General features: G+C 52.0%; 25 protein-coding genes and 3 tRNA genes. 10 read left to right on the forward strand and 18 right to left on the reverse strand.

Annotated features, from left to right (window positions below; translation table 11 throughout):
• Window position 1 precedes the first annotated feature (1 nt).
• From tcyN to tcyJ, 4 genes are all read right to left on the reverse strand, one after another.
• The gene (gene tcyN, locus ABLU80_RS14270) at window positions 2–754 is read right to left on the reverse strand and encodes an L-cystine ABC transporter ATP-binding protein TcyN (protein ID WP_015365905.1); all 753 of its coding nucleotides are present in this window, start codon (window positions 752–754) and stop codon (window positions 2–4) included.
• Window positions 751–1419 (reverse strand): cystine ABC transporter permease, encoded by a 669-nt coding sequence (gene tcyL / locus ABLU80_RS14275; RefSeq protein WP_015365904.1) that lies wholly within the window; start codon window positions 1417–1419, stop codon window positions 751–753. The genes tcyN and tcyL overlap by 4 nt, the downstream gene beginning before the upstream one ends.
• Before the next feature lie 15 nt (window positions 1420–1434).
• The gene (dcyD, locus tag ABLU80_RS14280; RefSeq protein ID WP_213796050.1) at window positions 1435–2421 is read right to left on the reverse strand and encodes a D-cysteine desulfhydrase; all 987 of its coding nucleotides are present in this window, start codon (window positions 2419–2421) and stop codon (window positions 1435–1437) included.
• 94 nt (window positions 2422–2515) lie between these two features.
• On the reverse strand, window positions 2516–3316 hold the full coding sequence (tcyJ, locus tag ABLU80_RS14285) for a cystine ABC transporter substrate-binding protein (protein ID WP_015365902.1): 801 nt from the start codon (window positions 3314–3316) through the stop codon (window positions 2516–2518).
• A gap of 201 nt (window positions 3317–3517) precedes the next feature.
• On the opposite strand from tcyJ, the gene amyA reads away from it, so the two are divergent.
• Complete coding sequence (gene amyA / locus ABLU80_RS14290) at window positions 3518–5005, forward strand: alpha-amylase (protein WP_032711948.1); 1488 nt, start codon at window positions 3518–3520, stop codon at window positions 5003–5005.
• 40 nt (window positions 5006–5045) lie between these two features.
• Here the strand turns inward: amyA and yedD are convergent, their stop codons facing one another.
• Entirely contained in the window at window positions 5046–5465 is a 420-nt protein-coding gene (gene yedD / locus ABLU80_RS14295) for a lipoprotein YedD (protein ID WP_026612265.1), read from the reverse strand.
• A gap of 454 nt (window positions 5466–5919) precedes the next feature.
• Between yedD and rcsA the strand changes: the two genes are divergently transcribed.
• Window positions 5920–6552, forward strand: coding sequence for a transcriptional regulator RcsA (rcsA, locus tag ABLU80_RS14300; RefSeq protein ID WP_015365899.1), 633 nt, complete (start codon window positions 5920–5922; stop codon window positions 6550–6552).
• Window positions 6553–6594: 42 nt separating this feature from the next.
• Here rcsA and dsrB read toward each other — a convergent pair whose 3' ends face one another.
• Entirely contained in the window at window positions 6595–6783 is a 189-nt protein-coding gene (gene dsrB, locus ABLU80_RS14305; RefSeq protein ID WP_015365898.1) for a protein DsrB, read from the reverse strand.
• A gap of 134 nt (window positions 6784–6917) precedes the next feature.
• Between dsrB and yodD the strand changes: the two genes are divergently transcribed.
• Window positions 6918–7145 carry a YodD family peroxide/acid resistance protein gene (gene yodD, locus ABLU80_RS14310; RefSeq protein ID WP_015705984.1) on the forward strand — a complete coding sequence of 76 codons (228 nt, stop codon included), beginning with the start codon at window positions 6918–6920 and terminating at the stop codon, window positions 7143–7145.
• 326 nt (window positions 7146–7471) lie between these two features.
• Here yodD and dgcQ read toward each other — a convergent pair whose 3' ends face one another.
• From dgcQ to ABLU80_RS14325, 3 genes are all read right to left on the reverse strand, one after another.
• Window positions 7472–9139, reverse strand: coding sequence for a cellulose biosynthesis regulator diguanylate cyclase DgcQ (gene dgcQ, locus ABLU80_RS14315; RefSeq protein ID WP_015365896.1), 1668 nt, complete (start codon window positions 9137–9139; stop codon window positions 7472–7474).
• Window positions 9140–9238: 99 nt separating this feature from the next.
• The gene (locus ABLU80_RS14320) at window positions 9239–9418 is read right to left on the reverse strand and encodes a DUF2158 domain-containing protein (protein WP_015365895.1); all 180 of its coding nucleotides are present in this window, start codon (window positions 9416–9418) and stop codon (window positions 9239–9241) included.
• 76 nt (window positions 9419–9494) lie between these two features.
• Window positions 9495–10406, reverse strand: a complete 912-nt coding sequence (locus tag ABLU80_RS14325; RefSeq protein WP_015705985.1) for a DUF808 family protein — start codon at window positions 10404–10406, stop codon at window positions 9495–9497.
• A 183-nt stretch (window positions 10407–10589) separates the two neighbouring features.
• Between ABLU80_RS14325 and yedA the strand changes: the two genes are divergently transcribed.
• Window positions 10590–11501, forward strand: a complete 912-nt coding sequence (yedA, locus tag ABLU80_RS14330) for a drug/metabolite exporter YedA (RefSeq protein WP_015365893.1) — start codon at window positions 10590–10592, stop codon at window positions 11499–11501.
• On the opposite strand, the gene ABLU80_RS14335 is transcribed toward yedA, so the two are convergent.
• Genes ABLU80_RS14335 through drpB form a run of 4 tightly spaced genes read right to left on the reverse strand, consistent with a single transcriptional unit; the run spans window position 11476 to window position 14444 of the window.
• Complete coding sequence (locus tag ABLU80_RS14335; protein ID WP_015365892.1) at window positions 11476–11961, reverse strand: very short patch repair endonuclease; 486 nt, start codon at window positions 11959–11961, stop codon at window positions 11476–11478. The two genes, yedA and ABLU80_RS14335, sit on opposite strands and share 26 nt — an antisense overlap.
• Window positions 11945–13366: a DNA cytosine methyltransferase gene (locus tag ABLU80_RS14340; RefSeq protein ID WP_015705987.1), complete on the reverse strand. Its 1422-nt coding sequence runs from the start codon at window positions 13364–13366 to the stop codon at window positions 11945–11947. Before ABLU80_RS14340 ends, ABLU80_RS14335 begins: the two co-directional genes overlap by 17 nt.
• 57 nt (window positions 13367–13423) lie before the next feature.
• Window positions 13424–14119, reverse strand: a complete 696-nt coding sequence (locus ABLU80_RS14345; protein WP_015365890.1) for a phosphohydrolase — start codon at window positions 14117–14119, stop codon at window positions 13424–13426.
• A 43-nt stretch (window positions 14120–14162) separates the two neighbouring features.
• Window positions 14163–14444: a cell division protein DrpB gene (gene drpB / locus ABLU80_RS14350; protein WP_015705988.1), complete on the reverse strand. Its 282-nt coding sequence runs from the start codon at window positions 14442–14444 to the stop codon at window positions 14163–14165.
• 547 nt (window positions 14445–14991) lie between these two features.
• On the opposite strand from drpB, the gene ompC reads away from it, so the two are divergent.
• Window positions 14992–16134, forward strand: coding sequence for a porin OmpC (gene ompC / locus ABLU80_RS14355; protein WP_032711953.1), 1143 nt, complete (start codon window positions 14992–14994; stop codon window positions 16132–16134).
• Between the two features lie 321 nt (window positions 16135–16455).
• On the opposite strand, the gene ABLU80_RS14360 is transcribed toward ompC, so the two are convergent.
• Window positions 16456–16545, reverse strand: a tRNA-Ser gene (locus ABLU80_RS14360).
• 90 nt (window positions 16546–16635) lie between these two features.
• Between ABLU80_RS14360 and mtfA the strand changes: the two genes are divergently transcribed.
• Complete coding sequence (gene mtfA, locus ABLU80_RS14365) at window positions 16636–17436, forward strand: DgsA anti-repressor MtfA (protein ID WP_020078434.1); 801 nt, start codon at window positions 16636–16638, stop codon at window positions 17434–17436.
• Between the two features lie 100 nt (window positions 17437–17536).
• A tRNA-Asn gene (locus tag ABLU80_RS14370) sits at window positions 17537–17612 on the forward strand.
• 54 nt (window positions 17613–17666) lie between these two features.
• On the opposite strand, the gene ldtA is transcribed toward ABLU80_RS14370, so the two are convergent.
• From ldtA to nac, 3 genes are all read right to left on the reverse strand, one after another.
• A complete protein-coding gene (gene ldtA, locus ABLU80_RS14375; RefSeq protein ID WP_015365885.1) occupies window positions 17667–18608 on the reverse strand; it encodes a L,D-transpeptidase in 942 nt (313 codons plus the stop codon).
• 76 nt (window positions 18609–18684) lie between these two features.
• Window positions 18685–19635, reverse strand: coding sequence for an HTH-type transcriptional regulator Cbl (gene cbl / locus ABLU80_RS14380; RefSeq protein ID WP_015705998.1), 951 nt, complete (start codon window positions 19633–19635; stop codon window positions 18685–18687).
• A gap of 106 nt (window positions 19636–19741) precedes the next feature.
• The gene (nac, locus tag ABLU80_RS14385; RefSeq protein WP_015365883.1) at window positions 19742–20659 is read right to left on the reverse strand and encodes a nitrogen assimilation transcriptional regulator NAC; all 918 of its coding nucleotides are present in this window, start codon (window positions 20657–20659) and stop codon (window positions 19742–19744) included.
• Between the two features lie 314 nt (window positions 20660–20973).
• Between nac and ABLU80_RS14390 the strand changes: the two genes are divergently transcribed.
• The 3 genes from ABLU80_RS14390 to ABLU80_RS14400 all read left to right on the forward strand — a co-directional run bounded on the left by ABLU80_RS14390 (window position 20974) and on the right by ABLU80_RS14400 (window position 22882).
• A tRNA-Asn gene (locus tag ABLU80_RS14390) sits at window positions 20974–21049 on the forward strand.
• 119 nt (window positions 21050–21168) lie between these two features.
• The gene (locus ABLU80_RS14395; protein ID WP_348850105.1) at window positions 21169–21882 is read left to right on the forward strand and encodes a 4'-phosphopantetheinyl transferase superfamily protein; all 714 of its coding nucleotides are present in this window, start codon (window positions 21169–21171) and stop codon (window positions 21880–21882) included.
• Between the two features lie 67 nt (window positions 21883–21949).
• Entirely contained in the window at window positions 21950–22882 is a 933-nt protein-coding gene (locus ABLU80_RS14400) for a nucleoside recognition domain-containing protein (protein WP_348850106.1), read from the forward strand.
• On the opposite strand, the gene ABLU80_RS14405 is transcribed toward ABLU80_RS14400, so the two are convergent.
• A complete protein-coding gene (locus ABLU80_RS14405; RefSeq protein WP_186277841.1) occupies window positions 22793–24361 on the reverse strand; it encodes an alpha/beta hydrolase in 1569 nt (522 codons plus the stop codon). The two genes, ABLU80_RS14400 and ABLU80_RS14405, sit on opposite strands and share 90 nt — an antisense overlap.
• Between the last annotated feature and the right edge of the window lie 37 nt (window positions 24362–24398).

The raw sequence follows: 24398 nt of genomic DNA on the forward strand, positions 1-24398 counted from the left end.
TTTACTGCATTAAAAATTTCTCAAGGAACTGACGAGTACGCGGCTGCTGCGGGTTAGCAAATAGCTCTCTGGCCTTACCTTGTTCGACGATACGCCCCTGATCCATGAAAATGGCGCGGTCGGCGACATCGCGAGCGAAACTCATCTCATGGGTGACAATAACCATGGTGCGCTTTTCCTGCGCCAGTTGACGGATGGTGTTGAGTACCTCGCCCACTAACTCTGGATCCAATGCAGAAGTTGGCTCATCAAAAAGAATAACATCCGGGCGCATTGCTAACGCGCGGGCAATCGCCACACGCTGCTGCTGCCCGCCGGATAAACGACGCGGATAGCTATTCTCTTTTCCCGACAACCCTACCTTTGCCAGCAGTTCACGCGCCAGAGAAATAGCCTCGTTCTTATCTTCGCCTTTGACGATAACCGGCCCTTCAATAATATTTTCCAGCACCGTTCGGTGCGGAAACAGATTGAAGTTCTGGAACACAAAGCCAACGTGCTGTCTCAGACGGCGGATCAACCCTTTTTGCTGGCCAATGCTACGCGAAGTATCGATAGTCACATCGCCCACGCGAATGGTACCGCTTTCGGGGCTTTCAAGCAGGTTAATGCTGCGCAACAGCGTGGTTTTACCAGAGCCGCTTGGGCCGATAATCGCCACGACCTCCCCTTCCTGAACCTCGAGATCGATACCGTGCAGCACGGTCTGCCCGTGGAATTTTTTCACCAGTTTTTTGACTTCAATCGCACTCATTTTGGATCACGCTCCTGGCGATTCAGCTGATTTTCAAAATAATTCTGCAACGTCGATAGCACAGTCGCCATCACCCAATAGATCAGCGAGGCGGCAAGATACATCGTAAATACTTCCAGCGTACGTGAGGTAATTAACTGTGCCTGGCGGAACAGTTCCGGTACCTGAATCGTCGCCGCCAGCGAAGTATCTTTGACGAGGCTGATAAAGCTGTTAGAGAGCGGCGGCAGCGCCACGCGGGCAGCCTGCGGTAAAATAGCCCGACGCAAAGTCTGCCACGGCGTCATGCCGATACTGGCGGCAGCTTCCCACTGCCCTTTATCTATAGAGGCAATCGCCGCGCGCAGCGTTTCCGCCGCATAGGCCGCAGTATTCAATGACAGGCCAATCATCGCCGCCGGAATCGGATCCAGCTCAATACCGAACTGCGGCAAACCGTAATAGATCATGAACAGTTGGGCAATCAGCGGGGTTCCGCGGAAAATAGAGATATACATCCGCGCCAGCCATCTGATCGGCCAGATTGGCGACATGCGCATCAGTGCGAGGATAAAGCCCAGCAGCAGGCCGAAGAACATACCGCCGATGCTCAGCTGTAACGTAAAAACCGCGCCCTTTAACAGGTAAGGCGCGGAGTCAATGACCAGTTGGATACTTTCTTGCATTCGATTTTTTCTGCATTAGACGTGCGGATGATAAGCAAACAGCGCGGGCGCGCCACCGGTATGGATAAACAGAATCGGCCCCTCATCCTTAAAGCGATTCTGATTAATGCCGTCAATCAGCCCGGCCATAGCCTTTCCGGTATAAACCGGATCCAGCAGGATACCTTCCAGTTGCGCCAGCAGTTTCACCGCTTCCATGCCTTCTTCATTGGGCGTACCGTATCCGGGAGCAAAATAATCACCCCATAAGGTAATCTCCGCTTTGGCCTGCAGCTCAAGACTGTTGGCAACGGCCTGCTGCAGCGTCACCACCTTAGGCAACTGGTCGGCAACGCTACGTGACACGGTCACCCCGATTAACTCTGCGTTCGGCATCAGCTGTTCCAGGCCTACCGCCAGCCCGGCATGAGTACCCGCGCTACCGGAGGCGACTACTACCGAAGAGATCTCCACCGCGCCTTCACATTGCTGGGCGATTTCCAGTGCGCTTTCGACATAACCTAACGCGCCAAGGGCATTAGATCCGCCGACCGGAATGACATAAGGACGGTATCCCTGAGCTTCAATACGTGTCGCCAGCTCTTCAAGCTGCGCGTTGGGATCGGTTAATGCATCACACATCTCAACCTGAGTATTGAACAGATCCAGCAGCAGGCGGTTACCGTTAGTCAGATAATTTTCAGCACGCGTGCCTATCGGATTTTCCAACAACGCGACGCAGTGCAGCCCCAGTTTCGCAGCCACGGCTGCCGTCTGGCGCACATGGTTCGATTGAATCGCCCCTGCGGTGATCAGCGTATCAGCCCCCTCACGCAGCGCATCGGCGGCGAGGAACTCCAGCTTACGCAGTTTATTTCCTCCCATCGCCATGGGGGTGACATCATCGCGTTTTATAAAAATATCCCGTCCGAGATGATCGGACAGGCGTGGTAGATATTCCAGCGGCGTCGGCGCGCCAATAAATTCCAGGCGCGGAAAACGCGTTAAATTTTGTAGTGACATGGCACCTCCAGACTCAGTTATCCTTATTATGCACGCAGTTGCTGGCGAAATAAAAAAAGGCGCCGTTATCAGCGCCTTTTTTCATCTTCAGACGTTACTTAGTGACGTCAGCACCAAACCATTTTTCTGAAAGCGCCTTCAGGCTGCCATCTTTCTGCATATCTGCAATAGCGGTGTCCACCGCTTTCAGCAGATCTTCATTTCCTTTACGTAACGCCACCCCGGACTCCTGTCGGGAGAATGCTTCACCGGTTACAGCCAGAGTGTTGTTCGTTTTCTTGACCAAATCCAACGCTGCCAGACGGTCAACCAAAATGGCGTCAATACGGCCTACGCGCAGGTCCTGATATTTTGTCGGGTCATCGTCATAGGTGCGGATATCAACGCCCTGTACGTTCTGGCGCAACCACTCTTCATAATTGGTACCCAGACCAACGCCGACTTTTTTACCTTTCAGGTCCGCCGCGGTTTTAATCACGCCTTCGTTACCCTTTTTCACCAGCGCCTGAACACCAGAAATAGTATAAGGGGTGGAGAAGTCGTATTTTTTCTTGCGCTGGTCGGAAATAGTGACCTGGTTAATCACCACATCAATACGTTTAGAATCGAGAGAAGCCAGCATGCCGTCCCATTTGGTGGGTTTGAGATCGGCTTTCACCCCGATGTGTTTCGCCAGTTCATTGGCAAACTCAACTTCAAAACCGGTCAATTTGCCATCATCGCCTTGATAACTAAACGGCGGGTATGTACCTTCCAGGCCAACGCGTAGCGTGCCGCGCTCTTTGACCTGATTAAGCAGATTTTCAGCGGCGAAGGTTTTCACGCTTACACCAGCCATCAATGCTACGGCCATTGCGCCCATCAGCGCCTGACGACCCAGAAGTGCTAATTTCATAGATACCCCGAATATAATGAGATTTTCGTGTAGTGTAAGGCGTTTAGCAGCAGCCTACCAACATCTATCCGCTACATCTTATGCCAATTTATTATATATGCGGCTATTTAGGGTATAGCGAAAAAGCAACGAAATTATTCATATTTGCCAGTTATCTCCCATACTGCAAAGGTCAGCTTGATGACGCCAGGAGCATGGAAGATGAAAAATCCCACGTTGTTGCAATGTTTTCACTGGTATTACCCGGAAGGTGGCGAGTTATGGCGGGAAGTAGAAGCCCTTGCGCCAAATCTCAATGAAATTGGCATTAATATGATTTGGTTGCCGCCCGCCTATAAGGGCGCTTCCGGCGGTTATTCAGTTGGCTACGATAGTTACGATCTTTTCGACCTCGGTGAATTCGATCAGAAAGGATCGGTTGCCACCAAATACGGCGATAAAGCTCAGCTGTTAGCGGCGATTAATGCGCTAAAAGAGCATCAAATTGCCGTACTTCTTGATGTCGTCGTAAACCACAAGATGGGCGCCGATGAGAAAGAACGCATCCGCGTACAACGCGTTGATGAACAGGACCGCACGCAAATCGCGGAAGAAATCATCGAATGTGAAGCCTGGACCCGCTATACCTTTCCGGCCCGCGCTGGCAAATATTCACAATTTATCTGGGACTATAAATGTTTTAGCGGTATCGACCATATCGAAAATCCCGATGAAGATGGCGTATTCAAAGTGGTTAATGACTACACCGGCGATGGCTGGAACGATCAGGTCGACGATGAAATGGGCAACTTCGATTATCTCATGGGCGAAAATATCGATTTCCGTAACCATGCCGTGACCGAAGAGATAAAATATTGGGCCCGCTGGGTCATTGAACAGACCGGCTGCGATGGTTTCCGCCTTGATGCCGTCAAACATATTCCGGCATGGTTTTATAAAGAGTGGATTGAGCATGTGCAGGGGTCCACCGATAAACCGCTATTCATTGTTGCCGAATACTGGTCACACGAGGTGGATAAGCTACAGCAGTACATCGACCTTGTTGACGGTAATACCATGCTGTTTGATGCGCCGCTGCAGATGAAATTCCATGAAGCCTCGCGTCAGGGCCGCGATTACGACATGAGTCAAATCTTCACCGGGACGCTGGTGGAAGCCGACCCATTCCATGCGGTCACGTTGGTCACAAATCATGACACCCAACCGCTTCAGGCGCTGGAAGCGCCGGTCGAGGCCTGGTTTAAGCCGTTAGCCTATGCGCTGATTTTACTGCGTGAAAACGGTGTTCCCTCGGTATTTTACGCCGACCTGTTCGGCGCAAGTTATGAAGATACCGGCGGAGATGGCCAGACATACTCCATCGAGATGCCGGTTATCGAGCAGCTTCACGAACTCATCGATGCGCGTCAGCGTTTCGCCCACGGCGTACAAACGCTGTGGTTCGATCATCCTAACTGTATCGCCTTCAGCCGCAGCGGCACCGATGAACATCCTGGCTGCGTAGTGGTGCTCTCCAACGGAGACGATGGCGAGAAAACGTTACCGCTTGGCGAGAATTATGCCAATAAACGCTGGAAGGATTTTCTCAATAATCGACAAGAGGTTATTGAGACTGATGACGAGGGCAATGCCGTATTCACCTGTAATGCAGGCAGCGTAAGCGTGTGGGTGATTGAAGAGGTGCTTTGAGGTCAGCGGGCTGGCTTTATAGCCGGCCCGCCAACATCGATTACTGCGCGGTCGTACTCGCCGTCTGGTTCTTTTTCCAGGCCTGCTCGCATTCCGGCGTTAAGCGTTCAACACGGGTTAACGTCATTCGATCGTATTCCAGCGTGTTTCCAGTACGTTCAATAGGATAAATATCGAGGCTGCTGGTCACATTATAAACCTGATTGTCGCGGTTCATTAATTTTCCCGGCTCAGCAATTACCCGCTGCCACTGACGGCAATCGAGAGTATCTCCGTCTTTGGTAACGATAAACGTCGCTATCGCCTCAGGACTTACCATTGCGCTCTGCGGTCCCTTCGATTGCCAGAACCCTTCCAGCCCTGCAGGCGCCGGCGCTTTGACCACCGCCTCATAGGTATCAACCTGAACGCATCCGGCCAGGGTAAGCAGCGCGCCAGCCATAACAATCTTTTTCATCATCCATCCCACAAACCGATAAAAAAGTATTGTGGCATTAAAGCGTTAAGGCCGCCACCCCTGCGCGATGCTCCCGTTGCTTAGCTTCGCCGTCAATCTCAGCATTTATTCTTACCGATTATTATTAGTTGTATGAAACCTGAATGACAAATGCATTTTTTGAATAGAATACAGCCAACGCCAATTTAATAGGCTGCCCCTCCATAAGGATAATCCGAAAATAAATTACAATTCTGGCGACGACATGCCGCGACACCGGGCATTATTACTGTCAGAGTCTGTTTATTCTTTTTCTATGGCTTTACTTTGAGAATATTCCTGGCAAATTATGAGTATTATTAGCGAATAGTTTAGCCTGGCTAATGCTTTCCGCATAAAGTCAGGTGTTACAAAAATGGACTTCATCACACGGCCTGGGCCAGATGAATTATCGTTACGTGTTGATTGAGGATGGGTCATGTCAACGATTATCATGGATTTGTGCAGCTATACCCGGCTAGGTTTAACCGGATATCTGGCAAGCCGGGGAATAAAGAAGCGCGATATCATTGAGGTGCGTAGCGCACAGAGTTTGAAAGAGCGCTGCGAATCGCTGCGTCCGGCGGTTGTGTTTCTCAACGAGGACTGTTTTATACATCACGAAGAGAGCAATCAACTTATCCGCGACATCATTACCACCTACCCCGATACTCTATTTGTTATTTTTATGTCGCTGGCCAACATCCATTTTGATCACTATTTACTTGTACGCAAGAATTTACTTATCAGCTCAAAATCCCTTACACCGAAAGACCTTGATAACATACTGGGTAATTATCTGCAGACCGATAGCGCCAATAATCTAAACCAATTACGCACCCGCATTCCCACTCTATCGCTCAGTCAGGCCGAATCGAATATGCTGCAAATGTGGATGGCCGGCCACGCTACTTCACATATTTCCAGGCAGATGAATATCAAAGCAAAAACCGTTTCGTCACATAAAGGTAATATTAAGAAAAAAATCCAGACGCACAATAAACAGGTGATTTACCACATTGTTCGGTTGGCTGAAAACATTACTTCCGGCATTTACGTCAATATGCGCTGATGGCAAACTGGCGGCGATTACCGCCAGTTTCTGAATGGGGGCCTACTCTGCTTTCTCAACAAAGATGCCGTCCGGGTGCCCCACTTCATTGAAAAACCAGATCCCCAGCGGGTAATCTTCCAGCGCCACAAGATACATGGTTCCTTCACTAAACGACTCAATTGCCAGTACTACCCCCGATCGACGTGGGCCACCGTCGGTCTTTACCGTGACACGATCGTTTACCTGCATAACTCGCCTCCTCTCGTTTTGAGCCAGTGTAGAACAAAAGCTGACTTCACGCAGCGTTCAGCCAGCGCAACTGGCGTTTTTATAGACCGTCTATACTTAAAGAGGCCCTTTCAGAGCCGAGCGAGGTAGTGATGATGAAATCCGCTAAAGACCACGGTGTGATGAATACCGACGGGATTGACGTTAATGTCGATGCCCTGCTGGCGGCGATCAATGAGATTAGCGAAAGCGAAGTACATCGTAGTGAAGATGATCCGCATCATGTCAGTATCAATGGCCGTGATGAACACACATGGCGCGAGCTGGCCGAAGCCTTTGAGCTTGATATTCATGACTTTAGCGTTACTGAAGCCAATCGCTAAGCTCAGGTGAAAAAAATCCCGACTCGCAGGAGTCGGGATCAAACTTGCTAATGCAAGAAGCACTTGAAAATTCGTTACACCGGGAAATCCGATGCATGGAAGACATTATCCTCAATTATTTTGCATGACAAGAAGTATTCATGATGAGAATTATTGAGAAATGCGGCTTATATGTACAACCTATTTAATAACCCAGGCGCGACAAGGCTTGCCTGTTATCGTTCTTTTACGAACGGTATGCTTGCACCATGCATTTTTTAAGAATTTTCCCATACCGAAGAGCAACAACGCGGCAATAAAGGTGAGCATCCTCACATTACCAGGCCCTACCCAGCCGAACAAACCCGATTACGTCCATTCTGCTTAGCCAGATACAGGCGATGATCGGCAATCGACTGCAGCTCCTCAAAGTTAAACTCATCTGATGTCTCGCTACTACTTATCCCCAGCGAGGCGCTGATCCGCAAACTAACGCTATTGTGCAACAATATCTCCCGGCTATGGATACGCAGACGAATACGCTCAGCAATCGCACGCGCTTGCGGCAGTTGGGTATTGGGTAGAACGATACAGAACTCTTCACCACCAACGCGTCCGGCAATATCCTGCTCGCGAATCTGTCCCATAATAGTACTGCCAACCAACGTCAAAACACGGTCCCCTGCCTGGTGACCATGTTTATCATTGATGCCTTTAAAATAATCCAGATCCAGCTGTATGACGGATATCGGTTGATTATTCCGCCGGCAGCTTCGGGCCGCCGCGATCGCCCGTTCAAACAGAGCGCCGCGATTTAGCAGCCGCGTTAATGCGTCATGCCAGGCCTGCCACTCAAGGGACGCCTGCAACACGCTCATGTTGATGACCATACGGCGAATAACCCCCCACGACACAATCAACATGAGGGTAAACATTAACCACATCAGGGTCAGGGCGATGGAAATGGTCCCGAAATCACCACGCACCCCCTCTTTCAAAGTATGAATATGCAACAGTACGCCGTCAAAGTTGCGGATCTTTTCCCAACTGATATAGCGAGTTAACTGACGTATGCCGCCATGGTTATCATTGGTCAACGCATAACGAAGTTGTTCTTGTTCCTTTGGCGAGAGCGGCGTCAGGACATCATCCGGCGCCGAAGAGGCGAGCAAATTGAGCTGCTTGTCATACAGTTGATACTCGCCCATTTGCCCTCCTTTTACCGCACTGACCAGAAAATTCTGCAGGTCGCGGATGGAAAAATCCATCGCCAGCACCCCCAGCCAGTAGTGCTCATAATCAAGAGGAATCGAGGCCGTAACCACCTGCGGTTGCGTATACCCGTCTTCTTGTTGAGTCGTTTGCCAGAGGATCCCTCGCCCTGGATTATCACGCTGGGTTTGCCGCATAAACCATGCTGACCCCGTATCTCGCGAGAACTGCGCCAGCACCTGGCTGGAACTGCGCGGGGCATCGGTAGTGGTATAAAACCCGCTGCGAGAAACGTAGGACATGCGCTCGCTGAAAATTCTGTTGTTATTGGTCAAACGCAGAAGATAGCCCAGCTCAAGGGTAGCCATCAGTTCATTGCTGGCCTGAGGATTATTACGCGATAACAGATCATCAGCGTCGACAAAAGAATCTGAAACCCCGTATACCGTAAGAGTACGCCGGTTGTTTAGCTCGACTGACCAGATGGGATCATGACGTTTACTGATGTACTCCTGTTCGGCCCGGCGCAGAATCGCGAAATCCAGCGGATTCTCCAGTGCTGATTGCATGCTGTTGCGGAAAAAGAGCAGACGATTGAGATTAAATTGCAACAGCCCATCCATTTCATGGGCCACGTTCTCAAGATTATTACGTTGGTTGGCGACGTAGGCTTCTTCCAGTACGCGGATTTCTCGCCAGATGAGCAACGTTGAAAAGAACAGCACCACGATGAAACAGATATTGACCACTCGCCCCGGATTGAAGAGGCGATGAAACTTTTTTGGCCAGAGCGGCTTATCCATTATTTACTCGCAGTACGGTCAAAGAAACCAACAACATCAACGCTCCTTGTCCGAACGTAATCAATATTAAAAGCGCCCGCACCAGCGGGCGCTGCACATCTAATTATGCTGCGAATGTTGCCCTTCGCCGCGGACCAACTCATCTTCACGGAAGGCTTCACGCTGTACGACCTGTCCGTCATACCACCGGCACTCGACCATATCGTCGGCAATGCCGGTGACGACCATCCGCGGTCCGCCGTTTTTTCGTCTGACTTCATCACTGACCAACAAGACCATTTTTGCCTCCGGTATCAGGAAGAAACTGTTTCACCTTAGACGACCCCGGCCCATTTTGCGTAGCCGGCGCAGGGATTTATTTCGCTTTGCCGCGTAACGCGGTGATAGCTTTAACGACGCCAAAGACGATAGCGCCAATGATAAATCCTAGCACCAGATTAGCGGCCACAGGCAATGTGGATGCCAGCATTCCGCTTAGCCCATGGGCAAAATTCTCGATGAAATGATGCAGCGGCGCTACGCCGTGAACCACGATACCGCCGCCAACCAGAAACATCGCCAGGGTACCGACGAAAGTCAGAATTTTCATCAATCGCGGCGCGATGGCCAGGAGCGCTTTTCCAACCCACTGCGCCAGTGCGCTTTTCTTCTCCGCCAGCCAATATCCCATGTCATCGAGCTTCACAATGACGCCCACCAGGCCGTAAACCCCAACGGTCACGAGAATGGCGATGCCGGATAAAATCAGGATCTGATTAAGCAATGGCGCATCAGCCACAATACCCAGGGTAATCGCGACGATTTCGGCTGACAGGATAAAATCGGTACGGATCGCCCCTTTTACTTTATCGCGTTCAAAGGCCTGCGGATCCTGAGCTGCAAGCGTTTCCAGCCGCTGCTGGCGCAATTTCGGATCTTCCTTATTCTTGCGCGCATGCAGGTTATGCAGCACTTTTTCAAAGCCTTCAAAGCAGAGAAATGCGCCGCCCAGCATCAATAGCGGTGTAATGGCCCAGGGAATAAAGGCGCTGATGAGTAACGCCAGCGGCACCAGAATCACTTTATTCAGGAACGAGCCTTTTGCCACTCCCCATACTACCGGGAGCTCGCGGTTGGCTCTTACGCCTGTGACCTGCTGCGCATTGAGAGAAAGATCATCGCCCAGTACGCCAGCCGTTTTCTTGGCCGCCAGTTTTCCCATGACGGAGATATCGTCCAGCAGCGTGGCAATATCGTCCAATAAGGTTAAAAGACTACTTCCCGCCAAAATGTGCTTCCTTCAATTTCTGTTTATGAAACATAGAGTATGAGGCAAAAGTGCCCTCTCGCCCAGAGATGTCATTAGTCAACAAAAATATAACAAAAAAAGCACATTGAAAGCGCTCGCCAGCACGTTAGTTTTCACGTTAACTATATGTTCCCTTTCTATCTCTTTTCGTCGCGAGGAAGTATGTCTACCCGTCAGCTGTTACCCCTTATCGGCGCGCTGTTTGCGCTGTATATCATTTGGGGTTCAACCTATTTTGCTATCGCTATTGGCGTTGCCAGCTGGCCGCCGTTGATGATGGCCGGGATCCGCTTTCTCTCTGCCGGCGGCGTGTTGCTCATCTATTTGCTGGCCACCGGCCATAAACTCCCGGCCCGCCGGCCGCTACTTAATGCGGCACTGATAGGCATTCTGTTGCTTGCCGTCGGTAATGGCTTCGTCACTCTTGCAGAACATCAGCATGTACCATCAGGCATCGCAGCGGTGATGGTCGCCACCGTACCGCTGTTTACGCTCTGCTTCAGCCGTTTTTTTGGCATTGCTACGCGCAAGCTGGAATGGTTCGGTATTGCGATCGGTCTGGCGGGAATAGTGATGCTCAATAGCGGCGGCAACCTCAGCGGCAATCCCTGGGGCGCATTGCTGATTCTAATCGGTTCCCTGAGCTGGGCGTTTGGCTCGGTTTACGGTTCCCGTATTGAATTACCAACCGGGATGATGGCGGGCGCGATTGAAATGCTGGCGGCAGGGATGGTGCTTTCCGCGGCATCCTGGTTCTCAGGCGAAAAACTCGCCCAAATGCCCTCCTGGTCTGGAATATTTGCCGTTGCGTATCTGGCCATTTTTGGCTCGCTTATCGCCATCAACGCCTATATGTATCTGATACGTAACGTAACGCCGGCGGTGGCCACCAGCTATGCCTATGTCAATCCGGTTGTCGCCGTGCTGCTGGGGACCGGATTTGGCGGCGAAAGTCTCTCATTTATCGAATGGCTGGCGCTGGCGGTGATTATTTTCGCGGTCGTGTTGGTGACGCTGGGTAAATATCTCTTCCCTGCCCGCTCCACCGTTACGCCTTGTCAATCGGATCGATAAAACCAATGCCCTGAGTGTCGATCTGCGCGCAATTTCCACCGCCGCAGATCCACTCCTCCAGACGATCGCATAAAGCATCATCGCTTAATTTCTGCCGCCCGCGGAGCGCGCACTCCCAGACAATAAGCACCCGCCAACCTTGTGCTAACAACATCGCCAGGTCGCGGCGATCGCGTTGTACGTTAGCGCCAATCTTTTTCAGCCAGAAATCGGTACGGGTCGCCGGTACTTTAAACAGATAACAGTGATGATGATGCCAAAAGCAGCCATGGGTGAAAATAACGCAGCGGTAGTCAGACAGCAGAAAATCAGGCCGCCCCGGTAGCGATGCCTCCTGAACGCGAAAAGTGAATCCGGCCTGCGTTAGCAGCGCCGCTAGCCGCTTCTCAATTGCCGTATCGCGGGTCGCGATAGCGCGCATATTTTTACTACGTGTGGCCTTATCATGAACGTCCGCCATCGCTATCTCCTGCAACGCGCCGCTTTACCGCCTCGGAAATTCGCGGCGCCAGCAGCTTCGCTACCGCGGCAAACACCGGAACAATCACCGAGTTGCCGAACTGGCGATAGGCCTGGGTATCGGAAACCGGAATACGAAAACGGTATTCTCCCGGGGCTTCGAACCCCATCAACCGTGCGCATTCACGCGGCGTTAAACGCCGCGGGCGGCGCTGTTGATTTTGTGGATCGTCAAAGTGCTTTTCGCCCAATGGCTTATCCCAACCTCGATCGACCAGGATCTCAGCGCCATCTTTGTAGTAGCGCGCCGAAAGCGTTCGCGCAACGCTGCCTGGATTGGTCGGGTCGACCAGACCGTAGCCAAAACCGTTGCCACGCGCCTGGTGTTTACGCGCGTAACGGTAGAGGTACTTCCATAAAACCGGCGTCAGGATGAATTTAGCATCGACGGTGGGATCCAATAACTCGCCAAAGGTCGGCCGCTGCGGCGGGTACAGGCTGGCGATATCGCGCAGCGTAAATCCTTCATGCAATTGTAAATCGCGACGGAAACCCACCAGCACGATACGCTCACGGTGTTGGGGTAAGAAATGACGCCCATCGATCACTTTTGGATCATCGACGCCCGCGTGATCGGCATCCGCCACCTCATAACCTAGCTCATCCAGCGTCTGCATGATAATACGGAAGGTTCTTCCTTGATCGTGGCTCTTCAGATTCTTGACGTTTTCCAGCACAAAGATCGGCGGACGGCGGGCGGCAATAATTCTGACGACATCAAAAAACAGCGTTCCCTGAGTTTCACAGGCAAAACCATGAGCGCGCCCCATGGCATTTTTCTTGGAGACTCCGGCGAGGGAAAAAGGCTGGCAGGGGAAGCCCGCGAGCAGTACATCATGTTGCGGGATCGCCTCACGGATAGACTTTGCCGCCTCTTCATCACTGATATCGGCGCGCTGGCTGAGAGTGATTTCGCGGATATCGGCGTTAAAGCTGTGCTCCTGCGGATCGCAATACCAGTTAGCTTTATAGGTACGTACGGCGTGTTTATTCCACTCGCTGGTAAATACGCACTGCCCACCAATAGCTTCAAAGCCGTGACGAATGCCGCCGATGCCGGCGAAGAGATCGATAAAACGAAAGGCATAGTCTGGATGATGGCGCGGCGGAGCCGGTAACAGGCTCGCCAGATGAGCGCACTCCGCGTTAGTCAATCTACTTGCCGCACGGCTCACCGTCGCCACCCGTTTGAGTATCGCCGGGCTCCAGTGCTGGTCGCCAACCGCGACCAGCTGTGCGACCAGGGTTTTGACATCATATATCGTCATCAGCTGGCGCAATAACGCCTGCGCGTGTTCCCCTGACGGTAAAGACAGGAGGTTTTCTTGGGATAAATTTTGCGGCATAACCTCAACCAGCACGGACAATTTTTGCAGAGAGTACCACAAATAGTCGCAACGGATTTAAACCGCAGGCGCAAAGCGGCGCAAAACCGCTTCATCCAACGACAACGGGTCGCCACGCAGTTCGGCGCTCAGCTTCGCCATAAATTGCACCAGAAATTGAGCGTTATGCGACGCCAAAGCTCTTCCCTGCTCCGTTTGCATGGTCTCAGGCAGACGGAGCAATTTGCTCTGGAAATGGTCGAGAGCATATTTCTTGTCATCAAGATCGCGCTGGTCAGCAAAGGGGTCGTTAGCATCAAACAAAATCGTGTTTAGCGCGCCGGAAACAGCAAAGACACGCGCCAGGCCAATTGCGCCTAAAGCTTCCAGACGATCTGCATCCTGGACAATTTTTGCCTCTACGCTTTGTGGCAGTATAGCCGCACTAAAGCTATGCGCTTCAATGGCATGCATAACAGCAGGATAACGGTCGGCTGGAAAGTCGGGGAAAGCGCTTTGCAGGATAGACCGCGTTTTCTGCGCCGCCATCCGTGAAGAGTGATGACGTTGAGGATGGTTTTTAGCCAGGCTGACAATATCGTGAAAGTAGCAGGCCGTCAGGATAACCAACTCGTCAGCGCCACTCTCGCCGACCAGTTGCTGCGCGGTACTCCAGACGCGGCGAAAGTGCGAAATGTCATGCGCCGCATCTTCCTGTGCATGATGCGTATTTAACCAGTTTTCAAATCGTTGTTGCCATTCAGCTAATAACATGAGCGTTTCCTGATGCCTGGGACTAGCCACGAGCATAGCAACTTTAATCGCGCTGTTCATGTACCTGAATAGGGGGACGCGTGTACCAGGCTATCGCCCCAAGGATTAACCCCACTGCCCCCAGCACCAAAAAACCCAGCAGCGCGCCAATCCATTTGCCCGCCGTTGATCCCCATTCACCATCAATGCTGGCGCCGGGAACGCTTTGAATCCGCCCCACTATCCACCAGTACCGTACCATCGCCCACACAAAGTAAGCGCAAAAAGCGTAAAAAGCCCATAACGCCAGCTTTCCAACGGGCCCCCGTTTCGCTTTCGTGTCCATTAAATCCTTCTCCATACATCAACCACAACGCATCATCTTCGACCACACAATTGTGATGCTCGTCACATTATACAATTATCATGCTTATCTGGAAGCATGAGTGTAGTACTGAGCGCTTTTGGTCATCCGTGAACGCAGGAGCGGTACTCCCCTATATATTACGGCTGTGTTCATGCTTTTAAATAAGACGATTTGCTGAAATTCAGCGATGTTCGTTATCAAACAAAATTATTTCAAATAATAATTTATTACTTTATAACTGATGATGTTGCTATGTCATTTACAATGCGCATATCATTATTGCAGGAAATTAAAAACAGTTTAATATCAACAATAAAAATAAAACACCAATAAACCTCAGAAATACTAATTACCCAAAGAATAGAAAATACATATATTGAATATAAAATAAATATTTTGAAATATTTTAATATACTTTTATTACATTTTTTATTTAATTAAAAATGAACTTAAGCGGCTAGTATCGATTTGTCATTCCACAGGGAATTAGACAATTCATATTAATTATGATTAAAGGGAATACATAATGAAAAGAAAAGTATTGGCTATTATGCTGCCAGCGTTATTAGCAGCAGGCGCGGCGCACTCTGCGGAAATTTATAATAAAAACGGCAACAAACTGGACCTCTACGGAAAAGTTGACGGTCTGCACTATTTCTCTGACGATGCTTCTGAAGATGGCGACCAAACCTACGCGCGTTTAGGCGTGAAAGGCGAAACGCAGATCAACGATCAGCTGACCGGCTACGGCCAGTGGGAATACAACATTCAGGCTAACACCACTGAAGGTGAAGGCGCTAACTCCTGGACCCGTCTGGGCTTCGCGGGTCTGAAATTTGCTGACTACGGTTCTCTGGACTACGGCCGTAACTACGGCGTTATCTATGATGTTGAAGCCTGGACCGATGTGCTGCCGGAATTCGGCGGCGATACCTACACCCAAACTGACGTCTTCATGCTCGGCCGTACCAACGGCGTGGCGACCTACCGCAACAGCGATTTCTTCGGCCTGGTAGATGGTCTGAACTTTGCCCTGCAGTATCAGGGTAATAACGAAAACGCGGGTTCTGGCGAAGGCACCAATAACGGTGGCGATCGTAAACTGGCGCGTGAAAATGGCGACGGTTTCGGTATCTCTACTTCCTACGATTTTGGCATGGGCATCAGCTTCGGCGCAGCATATGCTTCTTCCGATCGTACCAATAATCAGGTGGCCGCATCCGCAGACAGCGCATACGCCGGCGGCGATAAAGCCGATGCCTGGACCGTGGGCGCAAAATACGATGCTAACAACATCTACCTGGCAGCGATGTACGCGGAAACCCGCAACATGACCTCCTTCGGTAAATCCACCAGCTATCTCGGCGGCGGTATTGCCAATAAGACGCAGAACTTCGAAGTCGTTGCCCAGTATCAGTTCGATGATTACGGTTTACCGCTGCGCCCATCCGTTGCATATCTGCAGTCTAAAGGTAAAGACCTGTACAACAGCGGCGACAAAGACCTGGTTAAATACGTTGATGTGGGTATGACTTACTACTTCAACAAAAACATGTCCACCTATGTTGATTACAAAATCAACCTGCTGGACGAAGATGACTACTTCTACCGCGCAAACGGCATCGCCACCGATGACGTTGTCGCGCTGGGTCTGGTCTACCAGTTCTAAGATCCCCTCATGACCAAAGCCTGCCACGCGCAGGCTTTTTTTATTTTAACGGTCAGGCAATACTGTCTCGCGCGGCGTCGGCATCAATTCACTGAATTCATTTAAATTTCGCCAGGGAAGTGGCTCAATAGCACTTCAGCAGTGGAAGGGATACTCGTGAGTGCACGAGAGCGGAAACGCTGAAATTTAGTCCTGGTCTGAGTCAGAAAATGAGAAGATTCTTTGGCGCCCTTGTCTGCTTCAGCGCTATGCTTTTTTGTAAAGGGATTGTCTCAGCGGGATATGCATCACTGAAAAGGATAAGCGTAAGTGATTGAATAGTGGCGGAGAGAGGGGGATTTGAACCCCCGGTAGAGTTGCCCCTACTCCGGTTTTCGAGACCGGTCCGTTCAGCCGCTCCGGCATCTCTCCGCTGTTGAGGTTGCTATAATGCCAGGTTCTTTGGCATTTTAATAGCTCCAGTCCCTTAAATTGAGTTCAAGTGACGACTTTGCGAGCGATATGATGTTTAAATGGCCGTGGAAAGCAGAAGAACAGACAGGCAATGGCGAAATCCCGTGGGAACAAGCGGTTGCCATTCCGGTTTTAGCAAACCTCACTCATCAGGAACAGCAACAGCTGTGCCAAATGGCAGCACGTTTTTTACAGCAAAAACGTCTGGTGCCGTTACAGGGATTTGAGTTAACCCCATTACATAGCGCGCGTATCGCCCTACTCTTTTGTCTGCCGGTGCTGGAGCTTGGCCTTGAGTGGTTAGATGGCTTCCATGAAGTCCTGATCTACCCAGCGCCCTTCGTCGTCGATGACGAATGGGAAGATGACATCGGCCTGGTGCATAATCAACGCGTTGTACAATCCGGGCAAAGCTGGCAGCAGGGTCCCATAATCCTTAACTGGTTAGATATTCAGGACTCTTTCGATGCCTCAGGTTTTAACCTGGTGGTGCACGAGGTCGCGCACAAACTGGATTCACGTAACGGCGATCGCGCCAGCGGCGTCCCTTTTATTCCCTTGCGTGAAGTCGCTGGTTGGGAACACGACCTACATGCAGCGATGAACAACATTCAGGATGAAATCGATCTGGTCGGCGAAAGCGCCGCCAGCATTGATGCCTATGCGGCAACCGATCCGGCTGAGTGCTTTGCGGTGCTCTCAGAATATTTCTTTAGCGCACCGGAGCTATTCGCTCCTCGCTTCCCGGCGCTATGGCAGCGGTTCTGCCAGTTCTATCGTCAGGATCCGCTACAGCGTTTACGGGAAAACGATCTACTGGATGAAGACGACGCGCGCGTTGTTCATTAAAAGCCCGCTTTGAACTAAATATCACCAATTGAATCAGCTGGTTAAATTTAGTGTTGACACTAAAATGCGAGGCCATTACTATGCGCCTCGTTCACACGATTCCTCTGTAGTTCAGTCGGTAGAACGGCGGACTGTTAATCCGTATGTCACTGGTTCGAGTCCAGTCAGAGGAGCCAAATTTAAAAAGCCTGCTTTCGAGCAGGCTTTTTGCTTTTTAACATCCACGCCAGTTAAAAACTGCTTTCCACCGCTGAACGACTAATATTCACCGGCATCCCGGAGCGCCTCTGTAACGCTGAATCCGCGCGCCCGACATTCACGCCCGCGCCCTGTACAAACTCACGGATTGCCGGGGTATACGGCAGCGGTACTTTACGGTCTGACTGAAATTCAGCGCGATTACGCGATAACGGTTCATGCACTTCCAGCCAGCGGCTACCGTCCGGTTCAGTCGTGTATTTTACCGGCTGATCGATAATCTGTACTCGCGTGCCAACGGGCACATTATCGAACAGGTATTTGATGTCATCGTTGCGCAGGCGAATACAGCCCTGGCTCACCCGCAGGCCAATGCCAAAATTGGCATTCGTTCCATGAATGGCATACAACCTGCCAATATAGATAGCATACAGCCCCATCGGATTATCTGGCCCGGCGGGCACCATCGCCGGCAGGGTTTTACCTTCTTTGGCATACTCGCGACGGGTATTCGCCGTCGGCACCCAGGTAGGCCCTTCCTGCTTACGTTCCACCGCCGTCACCCAATTACGCGGCGTCTCGCGCCCCGCCTGACCGATACCGATCGGTAACACCTCGACGGTAGTGCCCTCAGGCGGATAATAATAAAGCCGCATCTCGGCGACGTTTATCACGATACCGCTACGTACGGTAGCAGGCAGGATCAATTGCTGTGGGATAATCAACGAGCTTCCCGATTTGGGCAGATAGACATCGACGCCGGGGTTAGCCTCCAGCATATTGCTTAGCCCCTGCCCGTACTGCGCGGCAAAGGTTTCCAGCGGCTGGGTATTACGCTCGGGCACGTTAATTTTCATCGGGCTGCCAACCAGACGACTCCCTTCCGGCGGCAACGGATAACTTACCGCCAATGCGCTGTGGCTGGCCAACATCATCACCAGAGAGCAAAGCAATTTCATACGCCGCACCATCATTTTCCCTTCCTCAGTCGCGACTCACGTGAATGAATTATAGCTGCTTTGTCGCCTCCCGCTTGCCCGCTGGCCGCACTCAGATTTGATAATCGATCGCCACTTCCTCCGGCTCCATCGCCTGGCGCTTAATCTCATCCAGCGATAGTCCAGCATTGCACAGTTCAATGAAACGCCAGACGTAGTTACGTTGTAACTGACCGCGTTTTAGCCCCAACCAAACGGTATTGGCATCAAAGAGATGGCGTGTTTCCAGCCGGGTAAAGGTATCCGCTTCGCGAGCATCGCCGGATTGTTCCGCCACCAACCCCACGCCCAAGCCCAGCTCCACGTAGGTTTTGATCACATCGGAATCCTGAGCGCTGAGGACGATATCCGGCATCAACCCTTTACGGGTGAAAGCTTCATCAATACGCGAGCGCCCGGTGATCCCCTGACGGTAGGTAATTAACGGCCAGCGCGCAATAGCCTCGAGCGTGAGCGGCGTAACCTCAATCAGTGGATGATCTTTTGGCACTAACAGACTGTGGTGCCAGCGAAACCAAGGGAATGCCACCAGCGTCGGGTCGTTACTTAAGCGCTCGCTGGCGATACCAATATCCGCCCCGCCGTTGTGCAACAACGCCTCGATTTCCTGCGGCGTCCCTTGCACCAGTTCCAAACGCACCTCGGGGAAAAGTTCGCGAAAAGCTTTAATTACCGGCGGTAGGCTATAACGCGCCTGAGTATGCGTGGTGGCAATAGTTAATACGCCTGAAGCGTCATTGGTAAAAAGATCGGCCAGCCGGCGAACATTGCTGGCCTCGTTGAGGATCCTTTCGGCAATGGAAAGCAGCGCTTTACCGGGTTCGGTCATCCCCAGAAGACGCTTACCGCGGCGGATAAAGATTTCTATCCCCAGCTCTTCTTCCAGCTCACGAATATGGCGGCTGACGCCAGATTGCGAGGTGTACAGCATATTAGCGACTTCCGTCAGGTTGTAATCCCGACGGGCCGCCTCGCGAATAATTTTTAGTTGCTGGAAATTCACCTTTTCCCCCAGGTCTTCAGACATAACATGATGTCTATTGTTAAAGTCTGTTTACCCGGCAAACAAATAATAAAAACCAGCAACTTATTCCTTAAAAGAATATAACCTAACTGACCAGCTGTAATTCACGATTCTCCAACGAAGGACGGCTGACCAGCGACAGCAGGATATCTTTGACCGCCTGAGCCTGAGGAGATAAACCGCCGCGCGCCGAGGTATTCAGTGAGAGCGACAGGCTCATCGACGGCGTGCTGATGCGCGCCATCCAGCCATTTGCCGTAGCACACAGCGAGCGCGCCGCCGATTCCGGCAGTACGGTAACGCCCATTCCACTGGCGATAGCGGCAGTTAATGTAGTGATGGATTCGATCTCGCCGATCACTTTTGCCGACAGGCGGCGTAATGTAAAGGCTTCCGTCACCCTGGCACAGACAGCGCTATAGTCACGCGGTAAAAACAGACTCATCTCCGCCACCGCCGAGAGATCAACGCTTTGTCCCGGACAGTTTTGCGTGCCGACCAAATACAAATCCTCTTTTAGCAACGGCTGGCTGACCACTCCAGCTACCGGTGAACGTTCGTACAACACCGCCATATCCAGTTGGCCGCCAAGCAGCTTGTCATTTAAAACGCTGCCGCTACATTCCTGCAGATAGACGTTGACCTCGGGAAGCTCATTACGCACGGTCTGCAGCAACGGCATGGTGATCGCCGAAGCCGCCGTTCCCGGTGCTAGGCCAATCGCCACCTGCCCGCTCAGCGTCTGGCCCACGTTATGTACCGCCAGATGCGCCTGTTCACACTGACGCAAAATGGTTCGCGCGTGGGTATAGAGAATTTTCCCCGCTTCGGTTGGCGTAACGCCTCGTTTGGTGCGGATCAGCAGTTTCTGCTCCAGTTCACCTTCCAGGGTCGCTACCTGCTGACTCAGCGCCGGTTGTGCGATATGCAAGACTTCAGCGGCCTGGGTCAGACTGCCGATATCGACGATTTTCACAAAATACTTCAGTCGTCTTAAGTTCATTTTGCCTCCTGTAAGGGAATGCCACTACTGGCCATTAAGTTACAGGGATTTTGCAAGATGCTTGCCAGGTTTTACGTAGCCGCTCACCGCCCTGCTGGCGCGGTAAAATAAGGGTTAGTGATAATACTGCTGGCTTCCATGAGCGCATGATATGCCCCATTAGGGGTATAAATGCACCATTTTGGTGCATTTCCGCCGGGGTTTACTCTAAAAGGGTTTTGATTGTTGAAATTGTCAGCAGTCGAACGCTTTATGGCGATTCAGCCTTTGACAACACCCTAAGTCATCGATAATATGCGCCCCGTTCACACGATTCCTCTGTAGTTCAGTCGGTAGAACGGCGGACTGTTAATCCGTATGTCACTGGTTCGAGTCCAGTCAGAGGAGCCAAATTTAGAAAAGCCTGCTTTCGAGCAGGCTTTTTGCTTTTATTTGCTTTATACACCTTCTGCTTTGATTATCACTTACGTTAAGGTAGCGTCATCGTTCGTTTCACCAGATGATCCTGCATGTTTATCGTTACCGACACCTTCCGCGATTTACCTTTTATTCAGCATGCCGAGTGCGGCTATCTTCGCGCTGACCCGACGTTAAAATTTTGTCGGGTACGTTTCGCCAGGACACAATTACAGGACGCACTTTTCAACCAATACGCCGTCCCGTTCCCTTCTGCTCTTGCGGGCGCCGTCGTAAAACGTAAAGCCGAATATCTGGCCGGGCGCTACTGTGCGCACTATTTACTGCGACAAGCCGGCTGCTTAGAGCCGGTGTTAAGCGCCGCCGATCGCGCGCCAGTTTGGCCGGCAGGCTGGCGAGGAAGCGTCTCGCATAGCGAAGATATCGCCATCGCGGTGGTTGCCGCAGAGGCCGACGGCCGGTATCCCGGGGTCGATATCGAGCATCTGCAACCGGGGGTCATGCTGGAAAGCGCCGATATGTTTGTCTCGAGAACGGAACAGACGCTGCTTTCCTGTTGTGGGCTGGATATGGAGTGGGCACTGCTGCTGGCTTTCTCAGCCAAAGAGAGCCTGTTCAAAGCGCTATATCCGCGCGTACAGCAGATGTTTGATTTTGATGCCGCCGCCATAGTCGCAGTCGACCCGGCAAAACAGCGTTTCACGTTACGCCTCAATAAAACGCTCAGCGTCGCCTTTGCCGCAGGTAGCCCGTTCAGCGGCGAATATCACTTCAGTGAAGGCACCGTTCTTACCTGCCTGTGCTAGCTGTTCATTTCGCCCCTTCGGGATTATGATGGCGCTAACTATTTGACCTGCATACAGTGATAGATAAATGGATGTCATCGGCATCATTATGTCAGCGGGGAAATCCTCCGTCGACGTAGCGCTTTATACCTTATTACCCATTATGGTCGTCATGCTGATCATAATGAAATATCTCGAAGTCCGCGGAATTCTCGACATCATCGTGCGCTGGCTGGCGCCGCTGCTAAAACCCTTTGGGTTGACCGGCATGAGCGCCTTCGCGCTGATTCAGATAAATTTTGTGAGTTTTGCCGCCCCGCTCGCCACGCTGGCGATTATGGATAAACGTGGTGTTTCCGACCGACAAATGGCCGCCACCCTGGCGATGGTGTTCGCCATGGGCCAGGGCAACGTTTTCTACCCCTTAACGCCGTTCGGCCTACACTGGCTGGCCGCAATCACCATTTCTATTGTCGGTGGACTCTGCGCCGCAGCGCTCTGCTGGTACGCCACCGGGCGTAAGTTATCCATTGTCGAGAGCAGCCGGGCAGAAGTGCTCCCGGAAAGCGAACAAAATAATCACGGGCTGATTGCGGTGATCAATAGCGCCGGCGCCGACGCTATCCGCCTGGCGCTTGGCGCCGTGCCGATGCTGATTTTATCTTTGACCATCGTCGGCCTGATGCAGGCGGCTGGCGTCATCGAAATGCTGCAGCGCGTGCTGATGCCGCTGCTGCAATGGCTACATATCCCGGAAAACTTCGTTCTGCCCGCGCTGGTGAAATGTGTGGCGGGCGGTACCGCCTATTTTGGGGTTATCTCCGAGCTGGCGCAGCAGGGAAAAGTGACGCTCAGCCAGATTAACGCCTCCGCGGGGCTGCTCATCCAGACCTTCGACCTACCCGGCATCGGCATTTTCCTTGGCGTCAGCTCAAGATTTGTGCGTCTTTTCCGCTTCGTCGCCCCTGCCGCCCTCATCGGTATTGCGCTGCGGACGGTATTGTACATCCTGGTGTTCTGAGCCCAACGGTAGACGCTGATTAATCCGCTGCAGCAGGTAGGGGAAAAACGGGTTAGAGGTGGCGCGCATTAACGTATCAAGACCGACGCTCAGCGTTGCGGTCTCGCCGCGTAGCGAAATGGTGCCAAGACTAATACCGCTAAGGTTTTTCTCCATCGGCTCGCGGCCATACAGCGAATCGGTGATGGGGAACGGCACCGCGATATGCGAAAGCGAGTACATATCCTGCGGCCAGGACAAATGCAGCGCCTGGGTTCTCTCGGCGGTTTGCCCCGCCAGCGTCAGGCGCGCGACGGTATCGAGGGTGTGCTGAGTCGCATTCGTCACGATCGTCGTGGAGTACGGACGCGGCGCCGGAGGTAACAAGGTATTCACCGCCGAATAAGTCGCCGGGCGAAACAGCGCCCGCAGGTTTGCCGCCTGATTAATATCGAAAATCACCAGTTCGCTGCCGTTGTCCGGCAAATAGCGGTATAACGAATCAACCACTGCCCGAGTACTGACCGTAGAATCAATCACCGACTGAAAGGTTAACACCGGCGCGATAGAAGTTAGCCGCTGGCTCTGCGCCGCCTGGATAATCTGTTTTTGTAAGGCCTGGGTCAGCAGCCACGACTGGCGCGCTGCCTTTACCGGAAATGAATTGTACTTATAGGGGTTAAACTCCGGAATGACGTTTAGCCACGCCGCGCGCGCAAAGGCGGGAAACACCGAAGGCAGGCCAGCCAGCCCGGCGAAACGGGCGAAAGCGGTGACGCCAATCATCGGCGAAAGTAGAATAATCTGCTGCGGCCTGACCAGCGATTTATCGGTCAGTTCATCAAGCGCATACTTCAACGCCAGCGCGCCGCCGTTAGAATATCCCACCAGATGCAGCGGCACATCCCCACCGGCAAGTCGCGTCGCTTCTCGTACCGCCAGGCGAGTTGTCGCCAGCCACTGTTGCCAATCAACGTGGGTTAATGCGCCAGGCGCGGTACCGTGCCCGGGTAAGCGCGGAGCCACCGCGACAAAACCTTGCCGTTGATACTCCTCCGCCAGATAGCGCACGCTGTAGGGAGAGTCGGTTAATCCATGCAGCAACACCGCCGCCCCACGCGGTTTGCCGGATGGCAGTAGGATAAAGGAGCGATTCCAGTCTGGCGTAAAGCGTTGTGGATAGACCAGGCTGTCGCGATAAAAGCGATTTAGCGGCGTTTTGTCAGCGGCTGATAGTTGGTCACTGACCTCACGCCGCAAATCAGCAAATATTTCATCTTCCCGCTTGAGATAGCTGGCAAAGCTGGCGCGGTCGATTTCACCGGCGGTCATCTCATCCCCAGACCAGGTATGCCAGCGCTGCAACGCGGGGCCGCGCTCCGATTCATAGATTCGTCCGATGAAAAACACCACCACAACAATAGCGGCGGCGACCAGCGCTTTTTTCGCCAGCGAGACTATCCTTAATCCAGATTGATTCAGAAGCTTGTTAAATCGCATCAAAGCCATAGGTGTTATTTGCCTGTCCCGCTGCATC

The organism is Klebsiella sp. CN_Kp104, assembly GCF_040064515.1.
Lineage (GTDB): Bacteria > Pseudomonadota > Gammaproteobacteria > Enterobacterales > Enterobacteriaceae > Klebsiella > Klebsiella aerogenes.

Coding starts and splice junctions, on each gene's coding strand:
- tcyN (WP_015365905.1), bottom strand. CDS start 754: ATGAGTGCGATTGAAGTCAAAAAACTGGTGAAAAAATTCCACGGGCAG.
- tcyL (WP_015365904.1), bottom strand. CDS start 1,419: ATGCAAGAAAGTATCCAACTGGTCATTGACTCCGCGCCTTACCTGTTA.
- dcyD (WP_213796050.1), bottom strand. CDS start 2,421: ATGTCACTACAAAATTTAACGCGTTTTCCGCGCCTGGAATTTATTGGC.
- tcyJ (WP_015365902.1), bottom strand. CDS start 3,316: ATGAAATTAGCACTTCTGGGTCGTCAGGCGCTGATGGGCGCAATGGCC.
- amyA (WP_032711948.1), top strand. CDS start 3,518: ATGAAAAATCCCACGTTGTTGCAATGTTTTCACTGGTATTACCCGGAA.
- yedD (WP_026612265.1), bottom strand. CDS start 5,465: ATGATGAAAAAGATTGTTATGGCTGGCGCGCTGCTTACCCTGGCCGGA.
- rcsA (WP_015365899.1), top strand. CDS start 5,920: ATGTCAACGATTATCATGGATTTGTGCAGCTATACCCGGCTAGGTTTA.
- dsrB (WP_015365898.1), bottom strand. CDS start 6,783: ATGCAGGTAAACGATCGTGTCACGGTAAAGACCGACGGTGGCCCACGT.
- yodD (WP_015705984.1), top strand. CDS start 6,918: ATGAAATCCGCTAAAGACCACGGTGTGATGAATACCGACGGGATTGAC.
- dgcQ (WP_015365896.1), bottom strand. CDS start 9,139: ATGGATAAGCCGCTCTGGCCAAAAAAGTTTCATCGCCTCTTCAATCCG.
- ABLU80_RS14320 (WP_015365895.1), bottom strand. CDS start 9,418: ATGGTCTTGTTGGTCAGTGATGAAGTCAGACGAAAAAACGGCGGACCG.
- yedA (WP_015365893.1), top strand. CDS start 10,590: ATGTCTACCCGTCAGCTGTTACCCCTTATCGGCGCGCTGTTTGCGCTG.
- ABLU80_RS14335 (WP_015365892.1), bottom strand. CDS start 11,961: ATGGCGGACGTTCATGATAAGGCCACACGTAGTAAAAATATGCGCGCT.
- ABLU80_RS14340 (WP_015705987.1), bottom strand. CDS start 13,366: ATGCCGCAAAATTTATCCCAAGAAAACCTCCTGTCTTTACCGTCAGGG.
- ABLU80_RS14345 (WP_015365890.1), bottom strand. CDS start 14,119: ATGTTATTAGCTGAATGGCAACAACGATTTGAAAACTGGTTAAATACG.
- drpB (WP_015705988.1), bottom strand. CDS start 14,444: ATGGACACGAAAGCGAAACGGGGGCCCGTTGGAAAGCTGGCGTTATGG.
- ompC (WP_032711953.1), top strand. CDS start 14,992: ATGAAAAGAAAAGTATTGGCTATTATGCTGCCAGCGTTATTAGCAGCA.
- mtfA (WP_020078434.1), top strand. CDS start 16,636: ATGATGTTTAAATGGCCGTGGAAAGCAGAAGAACAGACAGGCAATGGC.
- ldtA (WP_015365885.1), bottom strand. CDS start 18,608: ATGATGGTGCGGCGTATGAAATTGCTTTGCTCTCTGGTGATGATGTTG.
- nac (WP_015365883.1), bottom strand. CDS start 20,659: ATGAACTTAAGACGACTGAAGTATTTTGTGAAAATCGTCGATATCGGC.
- ABLU80_RS14395 (WP_348850105.1), top strand. CDS start 21,169: ATGTTTATCGTTACCGACACCTTCCGCGATTTACCTTTTATTCAGCAT.
- ABLU80_RS14400 (WP_348850106.1), top strand. CDS start 21,950: ATGGATGTCATCGGCATCATTATGTCAGCGGGGAAATCCTCCGTCGAC.
- ABLU80_RS14405 (WP_186277841.1), bottom strand. CDS start 24,361: ATGCGATTTAACAAGCTTCTGAATCAATCTGGATTAAGGATAGTCTCG.